This window comes from Streptomyces sp. NPDC057253, assembly GCF_042669125.1.
GTDB lineage: Bacteria > Actinomycetota > Actinomycetes > Streptomycetales > Streptomycetaceae > Streptomyces.
This window is the reverse complement of record NZ_JBHUXV010000023.1, coordinates 82,477-101,646: the sequence shown is the minus strand read 5'-3', so window position 1 is coordinate 101,646 and position 19,170 is coordinate 82,477. Positions and strand designations below refer to the sequence as shown.

20 protein-coding genes are annotated in these 19,170 nt (G+C 70.9%); 8 read left to right on the top strand and 12 right to left on the bottom strand.

What is annotated here, in order from left to right; genetic code table 11:
* Positions 1-38 precede the first annotated feature (38 nt).
* From ACFULQ_RS15760 to ACFULQ_RS15735, 6 genes are all read right to left on the bottom strand, one after another.
* Positions 39-953, bottom strand: coding sequence for an SCO1860 family LAETG-anchored protein (locus tag ACFULQ_RS15760; protein ID WP_383543556.1), 915 nt, complete (start codon positions 951-953; stop codon positions 39-41).
* Between the two features lie 143 nt (positions 954-1,096).
* Complete coding sequence (locus ACFULQ_RS15755) at positions 1,097-2,188, bottom strand: amidohydrolase family protein (protein WP_383543553.1); 1,092 nt, start codon at positions 2,186-2,188, stop codon at positions 1,097-1,099.
* A 10-nt stretch (positions 2,189-2,198) separates the two neighbouring features.
* Positions 2,199-2,975: a PIG-L deacetylase family protein gene (locus ACFULQ_RS15750; protein ID WP_383543586.1), complete on the bottom strand. Its 777-nt coding sequence runs from the start codon at positions 2,973-2,975 to the stop codon at positions 2,199-2,201.
* A gap of 75 nt (positions 2,976-3,050) precedes the next feature.
* Entirely contained in the window at positions 3,051-3,854 is an 804-nt protein-coding gene (locus ACFULQ_RS15745; protein WP_383543550.1) for an amino acid ABC transporter ATP-binding protein, read from the bottom strand.
* A complete protein-coding gene (locus tag ACFULQ_RS15740) occupies positions 3,851-4,684 on the bottom strand; it encodes an amino acid ABC transporter permease (protein WP_383543547.1) in 834 nt (277 codons plus the stop codon). The genes ACFULQ_RS15745 and ACFULQ_RS15740 overlap by 4 nt, the downstream gene beginning before the upstream one ends.
* The gene (locus ACFULQ_RS15735) at positions 4,681-5,544 is read right to left on the bottom strand and encodes a transporter substrate-binding domain-containing protein (protein WP_383543545.1); all 864 of its coding nucleotides are present in this window, start codon (positions 5,542-5,544) and stop codon (positions 4,681-4,683) included. Before ACFULQ_RS15735 ends, ACFULQ_RS15740 begins: the two co-directional genes overlap by 4 nt.
* Before the next feature lie 96 nt (positions 5,545-5,640).
* Between ACFULQ_RS15735 and ACFULQ_RS15730 the strand changes: the two genes are divergently transcribed.
* The 5 genes from ACFULQ_RS15730 to thpD all read left to right on the top strand — a co-directional run bounded on the left by ACFULQ_RS15730 (position 5,641) and on the right by thpD (position 10,259).
* A complete protein-coding gene (locus ACFULQ_RS15730; RefSeq protein ID WP_383543542.1) occupies positions 5,641-6,741 on the top strand; it encodes a pyridoxal-phosphate-dependent aminotransferase family protein in 1,101 nt (366 codons plus the stop codon).
* Positions 6,742-7,093: 352 nt separating this feature from the next.
* The gene (gene ectA / locus ACFULQ_RS15725) at positions 7,094-7,600 is read left to right on the top strand and encodes a diaminobutyrate acetyltransferase (protein WP_383543539.1); all 507 of its coding nucleotides are present in this window, start codon (positions 7,094-7,096) and stop codon (positions 7,598-7,600) included.
* 74 nt (positions 7,601-7,674) lie between these two features.
* Positions 7,675-8,946, top strand: a complete 1,272-nt coding sequence (gene ectB, locus ACFULQ_RS15720) for a diaminobutyrate--2-oxoglutarate transaminase (protein ID WP_383543537.1) — start codon at positions 7,675-7,677, stop codon at positions 8,944-8,946.
* 21 nt (positions 8,947-8,967) lie between these two features.
* Positions 8,968-9,366 carry an ectoine synthase gene (locus ACFULQ_RS15715; protein WP_360924349.1) on the top strand — a complete coding sequence of 133 codons (399 nt, stop codon included), beginning with the start codon at positions 8,968-8,970 and terminating at the stop codon, positions 9,364-9,366.
* Between the two features lie 2 nt (positions 9,367-9,368).
* Complete coding sequence (thpD, locus tag ACFULQ_RS15710; RefSeq protein WP_383543534.1) at positions 9,369-10,259, top strand: ectoine hydroxylase; 891 nt, start codon at positions 9,369-9,371, stop codon at positions 10,257-10,259.
* Between the two features lie 2 nt (positions 10,260-10,261).
* Here the strand turns inward: thpD and ACFULQ_RS15705 are convergent, their stop codons facing one another.
* From ACFULQ_RS15705 to ACFULQ_RS15680, 6 genes are all read right to left on the bottom strand, one after another.
* On the bottom strand, positions 10,262-11,284 hold the full coding sequence (locus tag ACFULQ_RS15705) for a maleylpyruvate isomerase family mycothiol-dependent enzyme (RefSeq protein WP_383543531.1): 1,023 nt from the start codon (positions 11,282-11,284) through the stop codon (positions 10,262-10,264).
* An 86-nt stretch (positions 11,285-11,370) separates the two neighbouring features.
* Positions 11,371-11,979, bottom strand: a complete 609-nt coding sequence (locus ACFULQ_RS15700; RefSeq protein ID WP_383543528.1) for an RNA polymerase sigma factor — start codon at positions 11,977-11,979, stop codon at positions 11,371-11,373.
* Positions 11,980-12,068: 89 nt separating this feature from the next.
* Positions 12,069-13,130 carry an aminotransferase class V-fold PLP-dependent enzyme gene (locus ACFULQ_RS15695; RefSeq protein ID WP_383543525.1) on the bottom strand — a complete coding sequence of 354 codons (1,062 nt, stop codon included), beginning with the start codon at positions 13,128-13,130 and terminating at the stop codon, positions 12,069-12,071.
* A 98-nt stretch (positions 13,131-13,228) separates the two neighbouring features.
* Positions 13,229-13,951, bottom strand: coding sequence for a DsbA family oxidoreductase (locus tag ACFULQ_RS15690; protein ID WP_383543522.1), 723 nt, complete (start codon positions 13,949-13,951; stop codon positions 13,229-13,231).
* A gap of 91 nt (positions 13,952-14,042) precedes the next feature.
* Positions 14,043-14,651, bottom strand: a complete 609-nt coding sequence (locus ACFULQ_RS15685) for a DUF1349 domain-containing protein (RefSeq protein WP_383543519.1) — start codon at positions 14,649-14,651, stop codon at positions 14,043-14,045.
* 44 nt (positions 14,652-14,695) lie between these two features.
* The gene (locus ACFULQ_RS15680) at positions 14,696-16,225 is read right to left on the bottom strand and encodes an aldehyde dehydrogenase (NADP(+)) (RefSeq protein WP_383543516.1); all 1,530 of its coding nucleotides are present in this window, start codon (positions 16,223-16,225) and stop codon (positions 14,696-14,698) included.
* Positions 16,226-16,354: 129 nt separating this feature from the next.
* Here ACFULQ_RS15680 and ACFULQ_RS15675 point away from each other — a divergent pair, with 129 nt between their 5' ends.
* The 3 genes from ACFULQ_RS15675 to ACFULQ_RS15665 all read left to right on the top strand — a co-directional run bounded on the left by ACFULQ_RS15675 (position 16,355) and on the right by ACFULQ_RS15665 (position 19,168).
* Positions 16,355-17,128: an IclR family transcriptional regulator gene (locus tag ACFULQ_RS15675; protein WP_164426520.1), complete on the top strand. Its 774-nt coding sequence runs from the start codon at positions 16,355-16,357 to the stop codon at positions 17,126-17,128.
* A 25-nt stretch (positions 17,129-17,153) separates the two neighbouring features.
* Positions 17,154-17,624, top strand: a complete 471-nt coding sequence (locus tag ACFULQ_RS15670) for a GNAT family N-acetyltransferase (RefSeq protein ID WP_383543512.1) — start codon at positions 17,154-17,156, stop codon at positions 17,622-17,624.
* Between the two features lie 92 nt (positions 17,625-17,716).
* Complete coding sequence (locus ACFULQ_RS15665; RefSeq protein WP_383543509.1) at positions 17,717-19,168, top strand: peptidoglycan D,D-transpeptidase FtsI family protein; 1,452 nt, start codon at positions 17,717-17,719, stop codon at positions 19,166-19,168.
* The last annotated feature ends 2 nt before the right edge of the window (positions 19,169-19,170 follow it).

Sequence of the window (19,170 nt, the reverse complement as noted above, 5' to 3'; positions counted from 1 at the left end):
CTCAGGAGCCTGCCGGTACCGCCCGGCACCCTTCGTGGTCAGCCCCGGCGCCGGGCCACGGCCACCGCTCCCCCGCCTGCCACCAGCAGGGCGACCGCGCCGCCCGCCAGGTACGGGGTCAGGGAGTCGCCGCCGGTCTGGGCCAGGCCTGCCTCCTTGACGGGGCCGCCCTGGGGCTTGACCTCGTCCGGGGAAGCCGCCGACCCGGCGGGTGCCTCCGATGCCGCGGCTGCCGCCGGGGCCTCGCACGTGGCCTTCGCGAGGGTGAGGGTGCCCTCCACCTCGGCTACGCCCAGCTTCAACGGGTTGACCCAGACGCGGAGTTGGAGTGCCGTGGCGGCGGCCGCGTGCGACGTGGTCGCGCTCGTGGACAGGTCGAGGCGGACCTCGCCGACGCCCGGGACCTTGACGTCGGTCGGACCGCCCGCGGTCACCGTGACCTTCTTGCCGAGCACCGTCACCGCACCGAGGACGTTCGTGGAGGCGGTCGGGGTCCTTCCGGCCTCGCAGGTCGCCTTGGAGGTGACGCCCTCGATCTCGACGAGGGACAGCAGCGGCAGACCGGGGACGTGCACCTTCGCGTGGGCGAGCTCGGTGGTGGCCTCGGCCTTCTGGTCGGTGACCGTGGCCTTCGCGTCGGCGGTCTCGGCGGCGAGCACGCTGAACGGCCGGCCGCCGTCCACTCCGTCCAACGTGGCGGTGAGGGCGGTCTCCTGGGCGCTCCGGGGTGCCTGGACCTCGTTCAGGGCGACCGCGAGCGGGACGTTCACGGTCTTGTCGAGCAGGGAGACGTCCAGCCCGGTACGCAGGACGACGGCGCTCGCCCGCCCCTGCTCGCCGGTCGCGTGCGCGGCGCTCGCGCCCCCCAGCGCCGCGGGACCGGCGGCCAGGGCGGTGGCCGCCGCCACGGTGGCGAGACGGCGTGCGGGCATGCGGAAGTTGGTGCTGTTCAAGGTGGTGGGACCCCCAGAGAGAACTGGCTCGGGACCTCGAAAGGATGTCGCACCGCCCGTCGTTCGACAGCGTTCCCACCGGAGTTCACACGATCGTGGCGCATCCGTGCACGCTTTCGATCACGCCTTCACCGTCCTGGGCGCTACCCCACCACCCGGCCGTTCAGCACGATCCGCGCCGGGTCCGCCAGCACGCGTACGTCGGCGCGGGGGTCCTGTCCGTACACCACCAGGTCCGCCGGTGCGCCCTCGGTGAGGCCGGGGCGGCCGAGCCAGGCGCGGGCGCTCCAGGTGGTCGCGGCCAGGGCGTCCGGCGCGGGGATCCCGGCCGTGACCAGTTCCGCGACCTCCGCCGCGACCAGGCCGTGCGGGAGCGTGCCGCCGGCGTCGGTGCCGACGAAGACCGGGATGCCGGCGTCGTAGGCGCTCCGGACGGTGTCGTAGCGGCGTTCGTGGAGCCGGCGCATATGGGCCGACCAGCGGGGGAACTTCGACTCGCCGCCGTCGGCCAGCTTGGGGAAGGTCGCGATGTTGACCAGGGTGGGGACGATCGCGACGCCTCGGGAGGCGAAGAGGGGGATCAGGTCCTCGGTGAGGCCCGTCGCGTGCTCGACGCAGTCGATGCCCGCCTCCACCAGGTCCTTCAGGGAGTTCTCGGCGAAGCAGTGCGCGGTGACGCGGGCGCCGAGGCGGTGGGCCTCCGCGATGGCCGGCTCGACCGCCTCGCGCGGCCAGCTGGGGGCCAGGTCGCCCACCTCGCGGTCGATCCAGTCGCCGACCAGCTTCACCCAGCCGTCGCCGCGCCGGGCCTCCTGGGCGACGTACGCGACGAGCTCCTCGGGCTCGATCTCCCAGGCGAAGTTCCTGATGTAGCGGCGGGTGCGGGCGATGTGCCGGCCCGCCCTGATGATCTTCGGGAGGTCCTCGCGGTCGTCGACCCAGCGGGTGTCGGAGGGCGAACCGGCGTCGCGGATCAGCAGGGTGCCGGCCTCCCGGTCGGCCAGGGCCTGCTTCTCGGCCACGTCCTGGTCGACCGGGCCGTGCGGGCCGAGGCCCACATGGCAGTGGGCGTCGACGAGGCCGGGCAGCGCCCAGCCCGACACCGTGCGGACGTCACGGGCGGCGACGGGACGGTCGTAGGAGATCCGCCCGTCGACCACCCACAGCTCGTCCCGGACCTCCTCGGGGCCGACCAGGATCCGGCCCTTCACGTGCAGCACCGTGTGATCGTTCATGGACCGCACCCTAGTCAGCCGGAGGCCGGGTCTCCCAGGGCGGTGGGCCGTCGAAGGCGAGCTGGTGCACGTCGAAGAGGACCGCCGCCTCGACGCCCAGGGCGGGGCCGCCCCGGCGGGCCGCCCAGGTCAGAAAGGGGCGTGGTTCGAAGGCTCCCGCGCCGAGGCCCTTGGTGTACTCGGCGTGCGCGGCCAGGGAGGCGATGCCGCGCTCCAGGGGTTCGCCGGTGACGTCGACGCCGTGGGTGGGGCGGTCGGTGCCGGCGACGGCCACGAAGCGCACCCCGCCCCAGGGTTCGAGGCCCTCCGCGGCGAGTTCGGGGAAGATCCACCGGTTGCCCGCGTCGCGGGCCGCGTCCAGCGCGGCCAGGCCCACCACGCGGTGGTCGGCCTGGTTGACCACCCCGGCCACCATCCGCACGGTGTACGCCCCGGTCACCACCACCTCGGGCCGGTGCCTGCGGATCGCCCGCACGATGTCGCGGCGCAGGGCCGGGCCCTCCTCGATCATCCCGTCGCGGTGGTCGAGGAACTCGACGGTGTCCACGCCCACTTCCCGTGCCCCGGCCCGCTCCTCGGCCTCCCTGAGCGGGCCCGCCTCGTCCGGGTGCAGCCCGTCGATGCCGGCCTCGCCGCGGGTGACCAGCAGGTAGGTGACCCGCTTGCCCTGGGTGGTCCAGCGGAACACCGCGGACGCCGTCCCGTACTCGATGTCGTCGGGATGCGCGGCCACGGCCAGACATCGCTCCCAGTCCTCCGGCAGCGGGGGCAGTGCGGTGCCGCCCATGTCATGGAGAGTCGTCATGTCCCGAATGATGCAGGTCCGCACCCCCTTGCCGACAGAGGAACGTATGTCCCCGCTTCAGCCGTCTTCGCCCACCTGGTCCGAGGTCTCCTCCTCCACGTCGGCCATGGCCGGGTCCAGCAAGCGGGACAGGAAGTGACGCGTGCGCTCGTGCGACGGGCTGCCGATGACCCGGGCCGGGGTGCCGTCCTCGACGATCACCCCGTCGTCCATGAAGACGACCCGGTCGGCGACCTCGCGGGCGAAGGTCATCTCATGGGTGACGACCATCATCGTCATGCCCTCCTGGGCGAGCATCCGCATGACCGCGAGGACGTCGCCGACCAGTTCCGGGTCGAGGGCCGAGGTCGGCTCGTCGAAGAGCATCACCTCGGGGCCCATGGACAACGACCGTGCGATGGCGACCCGTTGCTGCTGGCCGCCGGAGAGGGAGGCGGGGTAGGCGTCGGCCTTCTCGGCGAGGCCGACCCGCTCCAGGTTCTCGGCGGCCACCTTCGCCGCCTTCGCCTTGTCCCGCCTCAGGACCCGGCGCTGCGGCAGCGTGAGGTTCTCGGTCACCGTGAGGTGCGGGAAGAGGTTGAACTGCTGGAAGACCATGCCGATACGGCGGCGTGCGGCGTCGATGTCGACGTCGGGATCGGTGAGTTCGGTGCCGCCGACGAAGACCTGGCCCTTCGTCGGCTCCTCCAGCAGGTTCACGCACCTGAGCAGCGTGGACTTGCCCGACCCCGAGGGGCCGATCACACAGACGACCTCGCCCTGGCCGATCTCCAGGTCGATGCCCTTGAGGACCTCGTTGGCGCCGAACGACTTGTACAGGCCCCGTACTTCGATCTCCGGGCGGCTCGCGTCAGGGCTCATCTCACGGCCTCCTGGGCCTTCGCCTCCATACGGCGGACCACGAATCCGAGCGGGATCGTCACCAGCAGGTAGCACAGGCCGGCGACGAGGATCGGCGTGGAGTTGGCGGTCGTACTGGCCAGGTCGCGGCCGTACTTGGACAGTTCGCGCTCCTCCAGGGTGACACCGAGGAACAGCACCAGCGAGGAGTCCTTGAAGAGCAGGACCAACTCGTTGGTGAGCGGCGGGAGGATGATCCGGAACGCCTGCGGGATGATGATCGAGATCATCGCGCGGGCCGGGGAGAAGCCGAGTGAACGGGCCGCCTCCATCTGGCCCTTGGGGACGGCCTGGATGCCCGCGCGGATCGTCTCCGCCATGTAGGCGGCCGCGACCAGGCCGAGGGCGAGGGCGACCTTGCCGTAGGTGCCGCCGACGATCTCCGTGCCGGGGAACGCGAGCGGTACGGCGACGCCGATGAAGATGAAGATCAGCAGGGCGGGCAGGCCGCGGAAGATCTCGATGTAGACACCGGCGAACCAGCGGTAGGGGCCGACCGACGACAGCCGCATCAGCGCGATGACCATGCCGAGCACGAGTCCGACGGCGAAGCCGGACAGCGTGTAGAGCACGGTGTTCTTCAGCGCCAGGGTGATGACGTCCGGGAACATCTGCCGGGCGATGTCCCCTTGCGCGAACTGGTTCTTCAGCCGTCCCCAGTCCGCCGAGACCGCGAAGGCGATCACGACGGCCACGAAGAGGACGTACTGGATTCCGCGCGAGACGCTGCGCTTCTGACGCCGGGTCAGGCCCTTCCTGCGGGGCTGGACCGGCGTGTCGGCGGCGGTCATGAGGCGGACGGGGACGCCGCGGACTCGTCGTAGGGACCGATCCACTTCTCGTAGAGCTTCTTGTACGTGCCGTCGGCCTTGGCGTCCGCGATCGCCTTGTTGATGGCGGCGAGCAGCTTGGTGTTGCCCTTCTTCACCGTGAAGCCGTACTGCTCACCGGTGTTGATGTTGTCGGCCACCTGGAAGGCGTCGGCGTTGGCCTTGTTCTTCAGCCAGCCCTGGACGACCGGGTAGTCGATGACGACGGCCTTGACCTGGCCGGAGCGCAGGCCGCTCAGGACGGCGTCGGAGGACTCGAAGGAGACCGGGTCGAAGCCCTGGCTCTTGGCGTAGTCCTCGCCGGTGGTCTGCGCCTGGGCGCCGAGCTTGATCTTCTTGGCCTTGGCGTCGGCCAGCGAGGTGATCCCGCTGCCCTTGTCGACCAGGAGGGCCTGCGTGGCGTCGAAGTAGGGGTCGGAGAAGTCGACGTTCTTCTTGCGTTCCTCGGTGATGGTCATGCCGGCGGCGGCCAGGTCGCACTCGCCGGAGTTGAGGAAGGCGCCGGTCTTGAAGTTCTCGAAGGGGGTGTCGAGGATCTCCTGCTTCACGCCGAGGTCCTTGGCTACCAGGTCGATCAGCGAGACGTCGAAGCCCTGGACCTTGCCGTCGATCTCCGACTGGAAGGGCGGGTAGGGCAGGTGGGTGCAGGTGGTGAGCTGTCCGGCCTTGACCAGTTCGACCCCGCCGGCGGCGGTCTTGGAGCCGCTGCCGCCGTCGTCGGTGGAGGTACAGGCGGTCAGGAGCAGCAGTCCGGCCGTGGCGGTGGTGGCGGCCAGGAGACGGGCCGTGGTGTGGGCTCTGCGGCCGGGGACGGTGTGCACGAGGACCTCCGGTGGGGCGGACGATGTGGTCGCCGGTCGGGTTGGGGCGCCGGTTACTCTCGTCACCTCTACCCCATCCGAGAAAAAGGCACCGCCGTGACACACCCGCTCCTGGACCTGGCCCCGCTGAGCGCAGCCCGCTTCGCCGAGATCGAGGACCGGGTGGCGCGTCTGCTGGACACCCGGCAGGACGTCGTGATCATGCAGGGCGAGGCGCTGCTGCCGCTGGAGGGGGCGATCCGGGGGACCGCCGGTCCGGGGACGACCGCGCTGAACGTCATCACCGGTCCGTACGGGCAGACCTTCGGGAACTGGCTGCGGGACTGCGGGGCGAGGGTGATCGACCTGGCGGTGCCGTTCCGCACGGCGGTGACGGCCGAGGAGATCGCCGCGGCGTTCGAGGAGCACCCGGAGATCGACTTCGTGTCGCTGGTGCACGCGGAGGCGGCGACCGGCAACACGAACCCGGTCGCGGAGATCGGAGAGGTCGTACGGCGGCGGGGTGCCCTGTTCTACCTGGACGCGGTCGCCTCCGTGGGCGCGGAGCCGGTGCTGCCGGACGCGTGGGGTGTGGACCTGTGCGTGATCGGGGCGCAGAAGGCGATGGGCGGGCCGGCGGGGGTGTCGGCGGTGTCGGTGAGCCCGCGGGCGTGGGAGCGGATGGCCGCGAACCCGGGGGCGCCGAGGCGCTCCTACCTGTCTCTCCTTGACTGGAAGGAGCGCTGGATCGACGGCGGCCGTCGGGTGCTGCTGCACGCGCCGGCGCAGTTGGAGATGCTGGCGCTGGAGGCGTGCGTCGAGCGGATCGAGGCGGACGGACTGGAGACCGTGATGGCCCGGCACCGGGGTGCGGCGGCGGCGACGCGGGCGGGGGTACGGGCTCTGGGCGGGGGCCTCGAACCGTACGTCCACGAGGACCGGGCGGCGGCCCCGGTCGCCACGACGCTGCGTACGCCGACGGGCGTCGTGGCCTCGGACCTGGTGTCCCGGGCGCTCTCCCTCGACCCCGCGCTGCCGCTGGCCGCGGGCGGGGGTGCGCTGGCCGCGGAGATGATCCGGGTCAACCACTACGGGGTGGACGCGACGCGGGAGGCCGTACGGGCCTGTCTGACGGCGGTGGGGGCGGCACTGGCGGAGACGGGTGCGGCGGTGGACGTGGAGCGTGCGCTGCGCGCCGCGGAAGAGGCTTGGCGCTGAGGGCTTCGCGATTGCGCAGTTCCCCGCGCCCCTTTAGGTGGGTAATCTTCAGGGTAATTCACGAGTTTATCCGAGCGTAGCTTCCCGTATTCTTCTGCCCGGTTTTTCTTGGGCTAAACGCAAAGATTATGCGAACACCCGGGGGCTGAATTCGGGGAGATCTCGTGGGGGTTACACGGCTGTGACGCGTTACACATCTTGATCAATTTGCCCCCTTATTTGCGGGGCGTAATGGTTTATATCGGGCATCTCTCGCGCGGTGGTGCGCGCACGCGTGATAACACATGGGGCGGCCGTCCGTAACCCCACCCGGCGATGCGATTTCGAATTTCGCTGGGTAAATTCAATTCGCATGACTGCCGCACAAGCAGACCTGCAAATCGACCGACCGACGGTCGCGGACGGAGCCGCGCTGTGGCGGATCGCCCGCGACTCCGAGGTCCTCGACCTGAACTCGTCGTACAGCTATCTGCTGTGGTGCCGCGACTTCGCCGCCACCTCGGCCGTCGCACGGAACGACAGCGGGGAGCCGGTCGGCTTCGTCACCGGGTACGTCCGCCCGGATCGGCCCGGCACCCTGCTGGTCTGGCAGGTGGCGGTGGACTCCGCGTACCGCGGCCGCGGTCTCGCCGCCGCCCTGCTGGACGGCCTCACCGCCCGGCTCACCGCCGAGCGCGGGCTGACCACCGTCGAGACCACCATCACCCCGGGCAACACCGCCTCCGAACGGCTGTTCACCTCGTTCGCCGAACGCCGTGGCGCCGCCCTGGAGCGCGAGGTGCTGTTCGACACGAGCCTGTTCCCCGACGGGCCGCACGACCCCGAGGTCCTCTACCGCATCGGCCCCCTCGCCCCCTGACAGCGGCCGGACCACCGAACGCAGACCGACCACCCCGCACGTCCCTCCCCCACGCACCCGAGGAGCGATTCGTCGTGACCATCACCCAGCCCGACCTCAGCGTCTTCGAGACCCTCGAGTCCGAGGTGCGCAGCTACTGCCGCGGCTGGCCCACCGTCTTCGACCGCGCGCAGGGCAGCCGTATGTACGACGAGGACGGCCACGCGTACCTGGACTTCTTCGCCGGCGCCGGCTCGCTCAACTACGGCCACAACAACCCGGTCCTGAAACGCGCGTTGATCGACTACCTGGAGCGGGACGGCGTCACGCACGGGCTCGACATGTCGACCACCGCCAAGCGCGCCTTCCTCCAGACCTTCCAGGACCTGGTGCTGCGCCCGCGCGACCTGCCGTACAAGGTCATGTTCCCGGGCCCGACGGGGACGAACGCCGTGGAGTCCGCGCTGAAGCTGGCGCGGAAGGTGAAGGGCCGCGAGGCGATCGTGTCGTTCACCAACGCCTTCCACGGGATGTCACTCGGGTCGCTGGCCGTCACCGGCAACGCCTTCAAGCGGGCCGGCGCCGGGATCCCGCTCGTCCACGGCACCCCCATGCCGTTCGACAACTACTTCGACGGCACTGTCGAGGACTTCCTGTGGTTCGAGCGGCTCCTGGAGGACCAGGGCTCCGGGCTCAACAAGCCCGCCGCCGTGATCGTGGAGACCGTGCAGGGCGAGGGCGGCATCAACGTGGCCCGCAAGGAGTGGCTCAAGGCGCTCGCCGACCTGTGCGAGCGGCAGGACATGCTGCTCATCGTCGACGACATCCAGATGGGCTGCGGACGGACGGGCGCCTTCTTCTCCTTCGAGGAGGCGGGCATCACCCCCGACATCGTCACCGTCTCCAAGTCCATCAGCGGCTACGGCCTCCCCATGTCCCTGTGCCTGTTCAAGCCCGAGCTGGACATCTGGGAGCCGGGCGAGCACAACGGCACCTTCCGCGGCAACAACCCGGCCTTCGTCACGGCCACCGCCACCCTGGAGCAGTACTGGGCGGACGGTTCCGCGATGGAGAAGCAGACCCGCCAGCGCGGTGAGCAGGTCGAGCAGGGGCTCATCTCCATCACGGAGGAGAACCTGGCCGACATCAAGGAGTACCGCGGCCGCGGGCTGGTGTGGGGCCTGGAGTTCCACGACAAGGAGCGCGCCGGCAAGGTGGCGCACCGGGCCTTCGAACTCGGGCTGCTCATCGAGACGTCGGGCCCCGAGAGCGAGGTCGTGAAGCTGCTTCCGGCGCTCACGATCACCCCGGCGGAACTGGACGAGGGGCTGAGCATCCTCGCCCGCGCCGTACGAGAGACCGTCTGATCTAGGAGGCATCGCAACACCGTGATCGTCCGTTCGTTCAAGGACATCGAAGGCACCGACCGGCATGTGAAGGCCGCGTCCGGGACGTGGGAGAGCAAACGCATCGTCCTCGCCAAGGAGCGGGTCGGCTTCTCCGTGCACGAGACGATTCTCTACGCGGGCACGGAGACGTCGATGTGGTACGCGAACCACATCGAGGCCGTCGTGTGCGTCGAGGGCGAGGCCGAACTCACCGACGACGAGACCGGGCGGAAGTACACGATCACGCCCGGGACCATGTACCTCCTCGACGGGCACGAGCGGCACACGATGCGGATCAAGGAGGACTTCCGCTGCATCTGTGTCTTCAACCCGCCCGTGACCGGACGGGAGGACCACGACGAGAACGGCGTCTATCCCCTGCTGACGGAGGAGGGCTGACCATGGGCACCACCATCACGGACCTGTACCCGAGCCGCGGCACCACCGAGGTGTCGACGCCCCGCAAGGACCCGGTCGTCTGGTCGGCCCCCGGTGCGCCGGGACCGATCGCCACGGCCGAGCTGGAGTCGTTCGAGCGCGACGGCTTCCTCGCCGTCGACCAGATCATCGGACCCGACGAAGTCCCGGTTTACCAGCGTGAGTTGGAGCGGCTCGTCACGGACCCGGCGATCCGCGCGGACGAGCGCTCGATCGTCGAGCCGAAGTCCAAGGAGATCCGCTCGGTCTTCGAGGTGCACAAGATCAGCGAGGTCTTCGCGAACCTGGTGCGCGACGAGCGGGTCGTCGGCCGGGCCCGGCAGATCCTCGGCTCGGACGTCTACGTCCACCAGTCGCGGATCAACGTCAAGCCCGGTTTCGGGGCGAGCGGCTTCTACTGGCACTCCGACTTCGAGACCTGGCACGCCGAGGACGGCCTGCCGAACATGCGCACGGTGTCCGTCTCGATCGCGCTGACCGAGAACTACGACACCAACGGCGGGCTCATGATCATGCCGGGGTCGCACCGCACCTTCCTCGGGTGCGCGGGGGCCACGCCGAAGGACAACTACAAGCAGTCCCTCCAGATGCAGGACGCGGGCACGCCCTCGGACGAGGCGCTGACCGCGATGGCCTCCGAGTACGGCATCAAGCTGTTCACGGGCAAGGCCGGTTCGGCGACCTGGTTCGACTGCAACTGCATGCACGGCTCCGGCGACAACATCACGCCGTTCCCGCGCAGCAACGTGTTCATCGTGTTCAACAGCGTGGAGAACCAGGCCGTGGAGCCGTTCGCGGCTCCGATCCGGCGGCCGGAGTTCATCGGCGCGAGGGACTTCACGCCGGTGAAGTGACGTCACAGCCACGACAGCGACGCGGTCCGCTCCAGTACGTTCCGTACGGCGGCCGCGTCGCCTGTCGCGTTCCGGGGCACCGCGTCCGGGGTGTACCGCCCGCCTACCAGCAGGCAGAAGTCCACGGGATCCAGGGTGAGTTCGGCGGTCACCGGGTCGCTCTGCGAGCCCAGGACCCACTCCTCGCCGCCCTCGACCGCGAACAGCACCGGCGGCGCGTCGGCCCCGAGGGCGCCCCCGAGAATCCGCACGGCCAGCCGCACCAGCTGCCACAGGTGCTCCTCGGGCGGCGGCGGGACGGCGATCCCCAGGGCGCGGCCGAGGTCGTCGGTGTGGATCCACGCCTCGAAGCCGCGCACCAGGAAGTGCTCGGTGACCGGCAGCCTGACGCCCATCGACAGCGAGGTCCCGGCGGCGAGTTCGGGGTCCCGGGCGTAGGGGGTGGCGAGCAGGTCGGACGCCTGCGCGGACCAGGCGGCCACGGTCTCCTCGGGCGTACGGCCGTACTCGTGGGCGATCACCTCGGCGGTCCGCCGCTCCCAGGCGGCCCCCCACTCCGCGTCCTCGTCGATCCGCGCCCCCGGCACCCTGGCCCCGACACCGAGCCGCAGGGCCAAGTGCTCGTCCGCGGCGAGGAGATGGGCGACGGTCGCGTGCACGTCCCAGTCGTGCACCACGGGCGTGGACCAGCGCCCCGCCAACTCGGGCAGCAACGCCCCGAGCCCGGCGACGGCGGCCGCGTAGGGAGCGGCGTGCCGGGCCACGGACGCCGCCGCGGAACGGGTGCCCCGGGCGCGGGTGAGGAGGGCGTCGAGGGGGGACACCACGACGCCGTTGCCCGCAGCCTCCGCCGGTTCCAGTGGTGGGGCGTCCAGCAGACGTACGGTCGCGCGCAGGCGTGCCGCCTCTGTCGCGCAGCTCTCGCAGGCCGCCAGGTGTGGTCGGACCGTCTGTTCCTCGGCCGGTTCCAGGGCGCCGAAGGCCCAGGCGGCCAGCAGGTCTCGTACGTCGTCGTGATCGGTCACCGGATGCCCCCTTTCCCTGTGTTCCCCTGTCGCCGCCCCGCCACGGGCGGCGTCATGCGTGTGGAGCCCTCATGCGTGTGCTGCCATCATGCGCCTCTCTCCAGGGCCGGATCCGGTGGGTCGGCCAAAGTCTCCGCCAAGGTGCGCAGCGCGGTCCGCAGCCGGGTCTTCGCGGTGCCCTCGGGGATGCCGAGTTCGACCGCGGCCTGTCGGTAGGTGCGGCCGGCGAAGTAGGCGAGGTGCACCACCTCCCGCTGCGGCTGCGGGAGTTCGGCGAGGGCGGTGTGCAGCCGCAGGGAGCGCTCCCGGTCGACGACCGCCTCGGCGGGGCCCGGCGAGGCGTCCGGGATGGCGTGCAGCGCGAGGTCGTCGGCTAGGGCGTCCTTGCGGTGCCGGGCCTCGCTGCGCACCCAGTCGACGGCCCGCCGGTGGGCGAGCAGCGACAGCCAGGTGCGCAGGCTGCCCCGGCCCGCGTCGAAGGCGTACGGCCTGCTCCACAGGTGCGCGAAGACCTCCTGCGCCACGTCCTCGGCCGCGGCCCCGCTGCGGGTCACGCGCACCGCGACGGCCCGCACCAGCCCGCTGTACACCCCGTACGCCTCGGCCAGCGCCGACTCGTCGCCGTACACCAGTCGCCGGTGCAGCTCCGCGTCGGCGGATCGCTGTACGGACGTCGTCCCGTCCGTGGACTCCACGGCACCACCACCCCTTGGTGCCTTTCCTAGCGTCCCGGGCGGCCCGGCGCCAGCGGTTCTGGAAGACAGACGTTCGGTCGCCCGGGGCTTCAGGGGGTCAGGGCCGCGAGGAGCCGGTCGACATCGGCGGCGGTGTTGTAGAGGTGGAAGGAGGCGCGCAGATTGCCCGCGCGGTCGGAGACCTCGATGCCGGCGGCGCTCAACTCGCGCTGCCGGTGGCCGAGTCCCGGCACCGACACGATCGGCGAGCCGGGCGCGGGCAGCGGGGCGTGGCCGAGATCCGCGAGCCCTGAGCGGAAGCGGTCCGCGAGGGCGAGGTCGTGGGCGCGCACGGCGTCCACACCGAGCTCCTCCAGGAGTTCGAGGGAACGGCGTGTTCCCGCGTAGGTGAACAGGGCCGGACTGACGTCGAACCGCCGGGCGGAGTGGGCCAGTTCGGCGACCGGGCCGTAGCAGCTGTCCCACGGCACCTCCCCCGCGACCCAGCCCGCGAGCACGGGCTTGAGATCGCCGAAGCCCTCGGGCTCCGGCGGCACCACGAGGAAGGCGGCGCCGTGCGGGCCGAGCAGCCACTTGAAGGTGGTGGAGACGGTGTAGTCGTACGACTCGGCGTCCACCGGGAGCCAGCCCGCGGCCTGCGAGAAGTCGACGTAGGTGCGGGCACCGTGGGCCCGCGCCGCCTCCCGCAGGGCGGGCAGGTCGGCGATCCGGCCGTCGGCGGACTGGGCGGCGCTGACCGCGACGAGGGCGGTGCCGGGGCGGACGGACTCGGCGAGCCGCTCCAGCGGCACGATCCGCACCTTGAGGTCGCCGCGGGTGTGGAAGGGGTTCACGACGGAGGTGAAGTCGTCCTCGGCGGTGAGGACCTCGGCGCCCGGCGGCAGCGAGGCGGCGACCAGACCGGAGCAGGTGGACACGGACGGGCCGGCCGCGACCCGGGTCACCGGGACACCGGCGAGCCGGGCGAAGGCGGCGCGGGACGCCTCGACGTCCTGGAACAGCGGGTCCAGGGGCCGGCCCTCGGCGCGGATCAGCGCGGCCTCCTGGAGGGCGGTCACGGTACGGGCCGGGAGCAGACCGCTGCTCGCGGTGTTGAGGAAGGTGTTCTTCGGGGCGAACTCGGCGCGGACGAGGCTCTCGAAGGTCTCCATGGGTCCACTGTGGGGCCGGGAGACCTGTCGGTCCATTGCGATTCTTTACGTGGTTCCGCTAAGGAACGCTTATACGTCCGCGCCGACCTGCGCCTTTGTCAGTGCTGCGGTACGGCGCACCCGTCGGGGCCGCAGGCCTCCGCGTCCGGGGCGCCCTGGTCGATCAGCTGGAGAGGGGAGCGCTCGCCCCAGGCCTGGGTGAGTGCCTGGGTGAAGACCTCGGCGGGCTGGGCGCCGGAGACGCCGTACTTGCGGTCCAGGACGAAGAAGGGGACGCCGTTCGCGCCGAGCTCGGCGGCCTCGCGCTCGTCGGCGCGGACCTCGTCGGCGTAGGCGGTGGGGTCGGCGAGGACCTTGCGGACCTCGCCGGCGTCGAGACCGGCCTCGACGGCGAGCTCCACGAGCCGCTCGTCGCCCTCGCTGAACAGGGACCGCTCCTCGGCGAAGTTGGCCCGGTAGAAGATCTGGACGAGCTCGTCCTGCTTGCCCTGCTCCTTGGCGAGGTGCAGGAGGCGGTGCAGGTCGAAGGTGTTGCCGTGGTCGCGGTCACGGGTGCGGTAGTCGAGGCCCTCGGCGGCGGCCTGGGCCCCCAGGTTGTCCTCGCCGGCCTGGGCCTGGGCCTGGCTCATGCCGTACTTCTTGCTGAGCATGGCGAGCACGGGCTGCACGTCGCCCTTGGCCCGCCCGGGGTCCAGCTCGAACGACCGGTGCACCACCTCGACCCCGTCACGGTGCGGGAAGGCCTCCAGCGCCTTCTCGAAGCGGGCCTTGCCCACGTAGCACCAGGGGCAGGCGATGTCGCTCCAGATCTCGACGCGCATGTCTACGGCTCTCTCCAGGTCGGACGGATACGGAGACTCCCTCCGCTCAGTGGGTGAACATTCAAGCAGCGGGTCTCATTCCCGGGTGAGATCAACTTCCGTCACGGAGGTCGGCCGGCCAGTCCGGGCGGTACTCGAGGTGGTCGTACGTCACCACACACCCCTCCCCCATCGGCGACTGGGCCATGAAGCCGACCAGGGCCGCGCCGGTCTCCTTCTCGTCACCCAGGGTGAACAGGCGGACGAAGATCCAGTGCTTGCCGTCGCGGGAGGCGTGGAAGGCGAAGGCGCGGCCGGTGCGACTGATCCGGAGCCAGACGGAACTGCCGTCCACGGTGAAGGAGTTGCAGTCGTCGGAGTGGCCGCGGGTGACGACCGTGCAGACGGTGGGCACGTCCGGGGAGTTCTCCAGGCAGAGCTTGGCCCAGGCCCGCTCGCCGACATGGACGTACAGCACCCCCGCGTCGAAGGATCCGTTGAAGCCCACGGTGACGCGGGCTATCAGCTGGAAGTCCCCCTCGGGCGCGCCGAGCAGCCGGGGCGCGTCGGCGGCGGGGTCGAGGGACTCCCCGGTGGGCGGCACGAAGCGGTCCTGCCGGGGGCCGGCCCAGCCGGAGAGTATGCCGTCCTCGTACGCCCAGTGTCCGTCGGGGCCGTAGGTGCGGAGAGGGAAGGGGAGTTGGGGGAGTTCGACGTCCATCCTCAGAGTTTTCCAGTTCCCTCTCCGCGGGTGACCCTCGGGTCCTAGCGCTCGAGAGTGTTGTTGAAACGGCGGGGCAGACCCAGCGGGTTGTCGTCCCTCAGCTCGGGCGGCAGCAGGGCCTCCGGCGCGTTCTGGTACGCCACCGGCCGCAGCCAGCGCTCGATCGCCGTGCCGCCCACCGACGTCGACGTGGAGGTGGTCGCCGGGTAGGGGCCGCCGTGGTGCTGGGCGGGGGCCACCGCGACACCGGTCGGCCAGCCGTTCACGAGGACCCGGCCGGCCAGCGGGGTCAGCTCCGCCAGGATCTCCGCGCCGCGGCCCTGGCCCGCCGCCTCCGCGTCGGACAGGTGGACCGTGGCCGTGAGGTTGCCGGGCAGCCGGGACAGCACGGTGCGCGCCTGGGCGTCGTCGTCGTAGCGGACCACCACGGTCACCGGGCCGAAGCACTCCTCCAGGAGCAGGTCGTACGCCCCCTCCTCGGTCAGCTTCTCCGCCGGCACCGTGAGGAAGCCGGGGCTGACCGTGTGCTCGCCGCCCGCTCCGGGCGTCACGGGCGACTCGACCTCGGGAAGCCGCACGCGCTCGGCGACCCCGGCGACGAAGTTGTCCCGCATGCGGTGGTCGAGGAGGACGCCCGCGTCGGTGTCGCTGACGGCGTCGGTCAGAGACTTCACCAGGCCGTCGCCCGCCGCGCCGGACGGCACCAGGACCAGGCCCGGCTTCACGCAGAACTGGCCGACGCCGAGGGTCATGGAGCCGGCGAGCCCGGCACCGATGGCCTCCGCGCGCTCGGCGGCCGCCTCCTCGGTGATCACGACGGGGTTCAGCGAGCCCAGCTCGCCGTGGAACGGGATCGGCACCGGACGCGCGGCCGCCGCGTCGAACAGGGCGCGGCCGCCCTTCACGGAGCCGGTGAAGCCCGCGGCGGCGATCAGCGGGTGCTTGATCAGCTCGATGCCCGCCTCGAAGCCGTGGACGAGGCCGAGGACGCCCGCGGGGATGTCGTGCCGGGCGGCGGCCCGGCGCAGCACGGACGCGACCAGCTCGGACAGGGCCGGGTGGTCGGGGTGGGCCTTGACGACGACCGGGTTGCCGGCCGCGAGGGCGCTGGCGGTGTCGCCGCCGGCCACCGAGAAGGCGAAGGGGAAGTTCGAGGCGGAGTAGACGGCCACGACGCCCAGCGGGACCTTGTAGCGGCGCAGGTCCGGGATCGGCGGGGTCGCGGTGTCGTCGGGGTGGTTGATCACCACACCGAGGAACTCGCCCTCGTCGACGATGTCGGCGAAGGCCCGCAGCTGGTAGCTGGTGCGGGCGAGTTCACCGGTGAGCCGGACCGGGCCGAGCGCGGTCTCGGCGTCGGCGGCCTCGACGAGGTGGTCCTTGGAGTCCTGGAGCAGGTCGGCGGCGGTGCGCAGGAAGGCGGCGCGGACGGTGCGGTCGGCGAGGGAGGCGCGCGCGTCGTACGCGGCGCGGACGGTGGCGTCCACCTCCTGGGCTGTGGCCTCCACCGCAACCTGTTCGCGCTGCTTCCCGGTTCGGGGGTCGACACTCCAGACTGGTGCTGCTGCCACCGCAGGTCCCTCCACGTGTATCTGGGTCATTCACCAGGTTCGTTCGATATACTGAACGCTGTCTCTGATGGTGAACGTACTGTCGGAGACTATAACTCTGGTTCTCGTCCAACGAAGGGGTCAAGGGCGATGTCGGCAGGCGAGACGGGCGGCGGGGCACAGGTCAAGTCCGCGGTACGGACGGTTGAACTGCTCGAGTACTTCGCCGGGCGCCCCGGCATGCACTCCCTGGCGGCCGTCCAGGAGGCCGTCGGTTACCCCAAGTCCAGCCTCTACATGCTGCTGCGCACGCTGGTGGAGCTGGGCTGGGTGGAGACGGACGCGACGGGCACGCGGTACGGCATCGGGGTGCGGGCGCTGCTCGTCGGCACCTCCTACATCGACGGCGACGAGGTGGTCGCGGCGGCCCGGCCCACCCTGGACCGGCTCTCCGACGACACCACCGAGACCATTCACCTGGCCCGCCTGGACGGCACGAACGTGGTGTACCTCGCCACCCGGCAGTCCCAGCACTACCTGCGCCCCTTCACGAGGGTCGGCCGGCGTCTGCCGGCGCACTCCACCTCCCTCGGCAAGGCGCTGCTGAGCACCTACTCCGACGAGCAGGTCCGCAAGATGCTGCCGGAGACCCTGCCCGCGCTGACCGAGCACACCATCACCGACCGCGAGAAGCTGATCGAGGAACTGCACCAGATCCGCGAGCAGGGCTTCTCGGTCGACCGCGAGGAGAACACCCTGGGGCTGCGCTGCTTCGGCGTGGCGATCCCCTACCGCACGCCCGCGCGGGACGCGATCAGCTGCTCGGTGCCGGTCGCCCGCCTGACCCCGGCCCACGAACAGCTGGTGAAGGACGCCCTGTTCGACGCCCGGGACCGGCTGACCCTGGCAACTCGCAGACTCTGACCCACCGGCCCCCTAGGCTCGGGGTATGCAGATCGTTCTCCGCGAAGTCCATGACAGCGATCTGCCGGTCTTCTTCCGGCAGATGAACGACCCCGAGGCCGTGCACATGGCGGCCTTCACCCCGAAGGACCCGACCGACCGGGACGCCTTCGACGCCCACTGGAAACGGATCCTGGCCTCGGACGCCGTGAACCGCACGGTCCTGGCCGACGGGGACGTGGTGGGCAGCGCGGCGGTGTACGGCGATCCCGGCGAGCGCGAGGTGACGTACTGGATCGACCGCGCCTACTGGGGACGCGGGATCGCCACCGCGGCCCTGCGGGAGCTGATCGCCCAGGTGCCCGATCGCCCCCTGTACGCCCGGGCCGCCGCCGACAACGCCGGTTCCCTGCGGGTGCTGGAGAAGTGCGGTTTCCGGGTGACCGCCCACGCGTCCGGATTCGCCCACGCGCGCGGGGCGGAGATCGACGAGGTCGTGCTCACGCTGGACGCCTGAGGCCGCCGTAGCAGCGGCGTTGTATGAGCGTCCGATGAGAAAACCGGCCGTTCGGGAACGACTCGCTCGCGTCTGATCGTCTTCTGGGTGGGATGAACAAGACGATCAGGCGCGCATCGGTCTTCGCGCTGCTCCTGGTGTTCGCTCTGCTGATTCGGGCGACCTGGGTGCAGTTCTACGACGGCCAGGCACTCGCGGACGACAACGACAACCGGCGGAACGCGATCGAGACGTACTCCTCGCCGCTCGGGAACATCATCGTGGCCGGAAAGGCGGTCACGGGGTCCGAGCGGACGACGGACAGCGACCTCGCGTACAAGCGGACGTACACGAACGGCAAGCTGTACGCGGCGGTGACGGGCTACGCCTCGCAGTCCTACGCCCCGACCCAGCTGGAGGGCATCTACGCCGATCTCCTCAACGGCACGGACAGCCGGCTGAAGACCGTCATGGACACCATCACCAACCAGCGGGCCGAGCCCGGTGATGTGATCACGACGATCGACCCGGCCGTGCAGAAGGCGGCCTACGACACGCTCGGCGACAAGAAGGGCGCGGCCGTCGCGATCGACCCGACGACCGGCAAGATCCTGGCGGTGGTGTCGACACCGTCGTACGACCCGTCCTCGCTGACGGACGCCAACACCGCGGGCAGCGCCTGGAAGCAGCTCAACGCCGACTCCGACAAACCGCTCACCAACCGCGCGCTGCGCCAGCCGCTGCCGCCCGGTTCGACGTTCAAGCTGGTGGTGGCCGCGGCCGCGCTGGAGGACGGCCTCTACTCCTCGGTGGACGACAAGACCCGCAGCCCGGACCCGTACACCCTGCCGGGCACGGTGACGCCGCTGGGGAACGAGAACTCCTCGGCGCCCTGCAAGGACGCCTCGATCCGGGTGGCGCTGGAGTACTCCTGCAACACCGTCTTCGCGAAGATGGCCGTCGACCTCGGCCAGGACAAGGTGCGGGCGATGGCCGAGAAGTTCGGCTTCAACAACGCCTCGCAGGACATCCCGGTACGGGCCTACGAGAGCGTCTACCCCTCCGACATGAACAAGTCCTCGACGGCTCTGACCGGCATCGGCCAGTACGACGTCACCGCGACCCCGCTCCAGATGGCCATGGTCTCCGCGGCCATAGCCAACGACGGCAAGCTGGTGACGCCCCACATGGTCTCGACGATCACCGACAACGGCGGCGACGTCCTGAAGAACTACGACGACGAGGCGAGCACCACGCGGATCGTCAGCTCCCGGACGGCGGAGCAACTCCAGTCGGCCATGCAGTCGGTGGTGACGGACGGCACCGCCACCAACGCCAGGATCGACGGCGTCACGGTGGGCGGCAAGACGGGCACCGCCCAGCACGGCGAGAACAACAGCCAGACGCCGTACGCCTGGTTCACGTCGTACGCGAAGGCCGGTGACAAGGAGGTCGCGGTGGCGGTCGTGGTGGAGCAGTCGAACGCGGCCCGCTCGGAGGTCAGCGGCAACGGTCTGGCCGCCCCCGTGGCCAAGGCCATGATGGAGGCGGCCGTCAGGAACTGACC

Coding starts and splice junctions, on each gene's coding strand:
- ACFULQ_RS15755 (WP_383543553.1), bottom strand. CDS start 2,188: ATGAACGATCACACGGTGCTGCACGTGAAGGGCCGGATCCTGGTCGGC.
- ACFULQ_RS15750 (WP_383543586.1), bottom strand. CDS start 2,975: ATGGGCGGCACCGCACTGCCCCCGCTGCCGGAGGACTGGGAGCGATGT.
- ACFULQ_RS15745 (WP_383543550.1), bottom strand. CDS start 3,854: ATGAGCCCTGACGCGAGCCGCCCGGAGATCGAAGTACGGGGCCTGTAC.
- ACFULQ_RS15740 (WP_383543547.1), bottom strand. CDS start 4,684: ATGACCGCCGCCGACACGCCGGTCCAGCCCCGCAGGAAGGGCCTGACC.
- ectA (WP_383543539.1), top strand. CDS start 7,094: ATGACTGCCGCACAAGCAGACCTGCAAATCGACCGACCGACGGTCGCG.
- thpD (WP_383543534.1), top strand. CDS start 9,369: ATGGGCACCACCATCACGGACCTGTACCCGAGCCGCGGCACCACCGAG.
- ACFULQ_RS15695 (WP_383543525.1), bottom strand. CDS start 13,130: ATGGAGACCTTCGAGAGCCTCGTCCGCGCCGAGTTCGCCCCGAAGAAC.
- ACFULQ_RS15690 (WP_383543522.1), bottom strand. CDS start 13,951: ATGCGCGTCGAGATCTGGAGCGACATCGCCTGCCCCTGGTGCTACGTG.
- ACFULQ_RS15685 (WP_383543519.1), bottom strand. CDS start 14,651: ATGGACGTCGAACTCCCCCAACTCCCCTTCCCTCTCCGCACCTACGGC.
- ACFULQ_RS15675 (WP_164426520.1), top strand. CDS start 16,355: ATGTCGGCAGGCGAGACGGGCGGCGGGGCACAGGTCAAGTCCGCGGTA.
- ACFULQ_RS15670 (WP_383543512.1), top strand. CDS start 17,154: ATGCAGATCGTTCTCCGCGAAGTCCATGACAGCGATCTGCCGGTCTTC.
- ACFULQ_RS15665 (WP_383543509.1), top strand. CDS start 17,717: ATGAACAAGACGATCAGGCGCGCATCGGTCTTCGCGCTGCTCCTGGTG.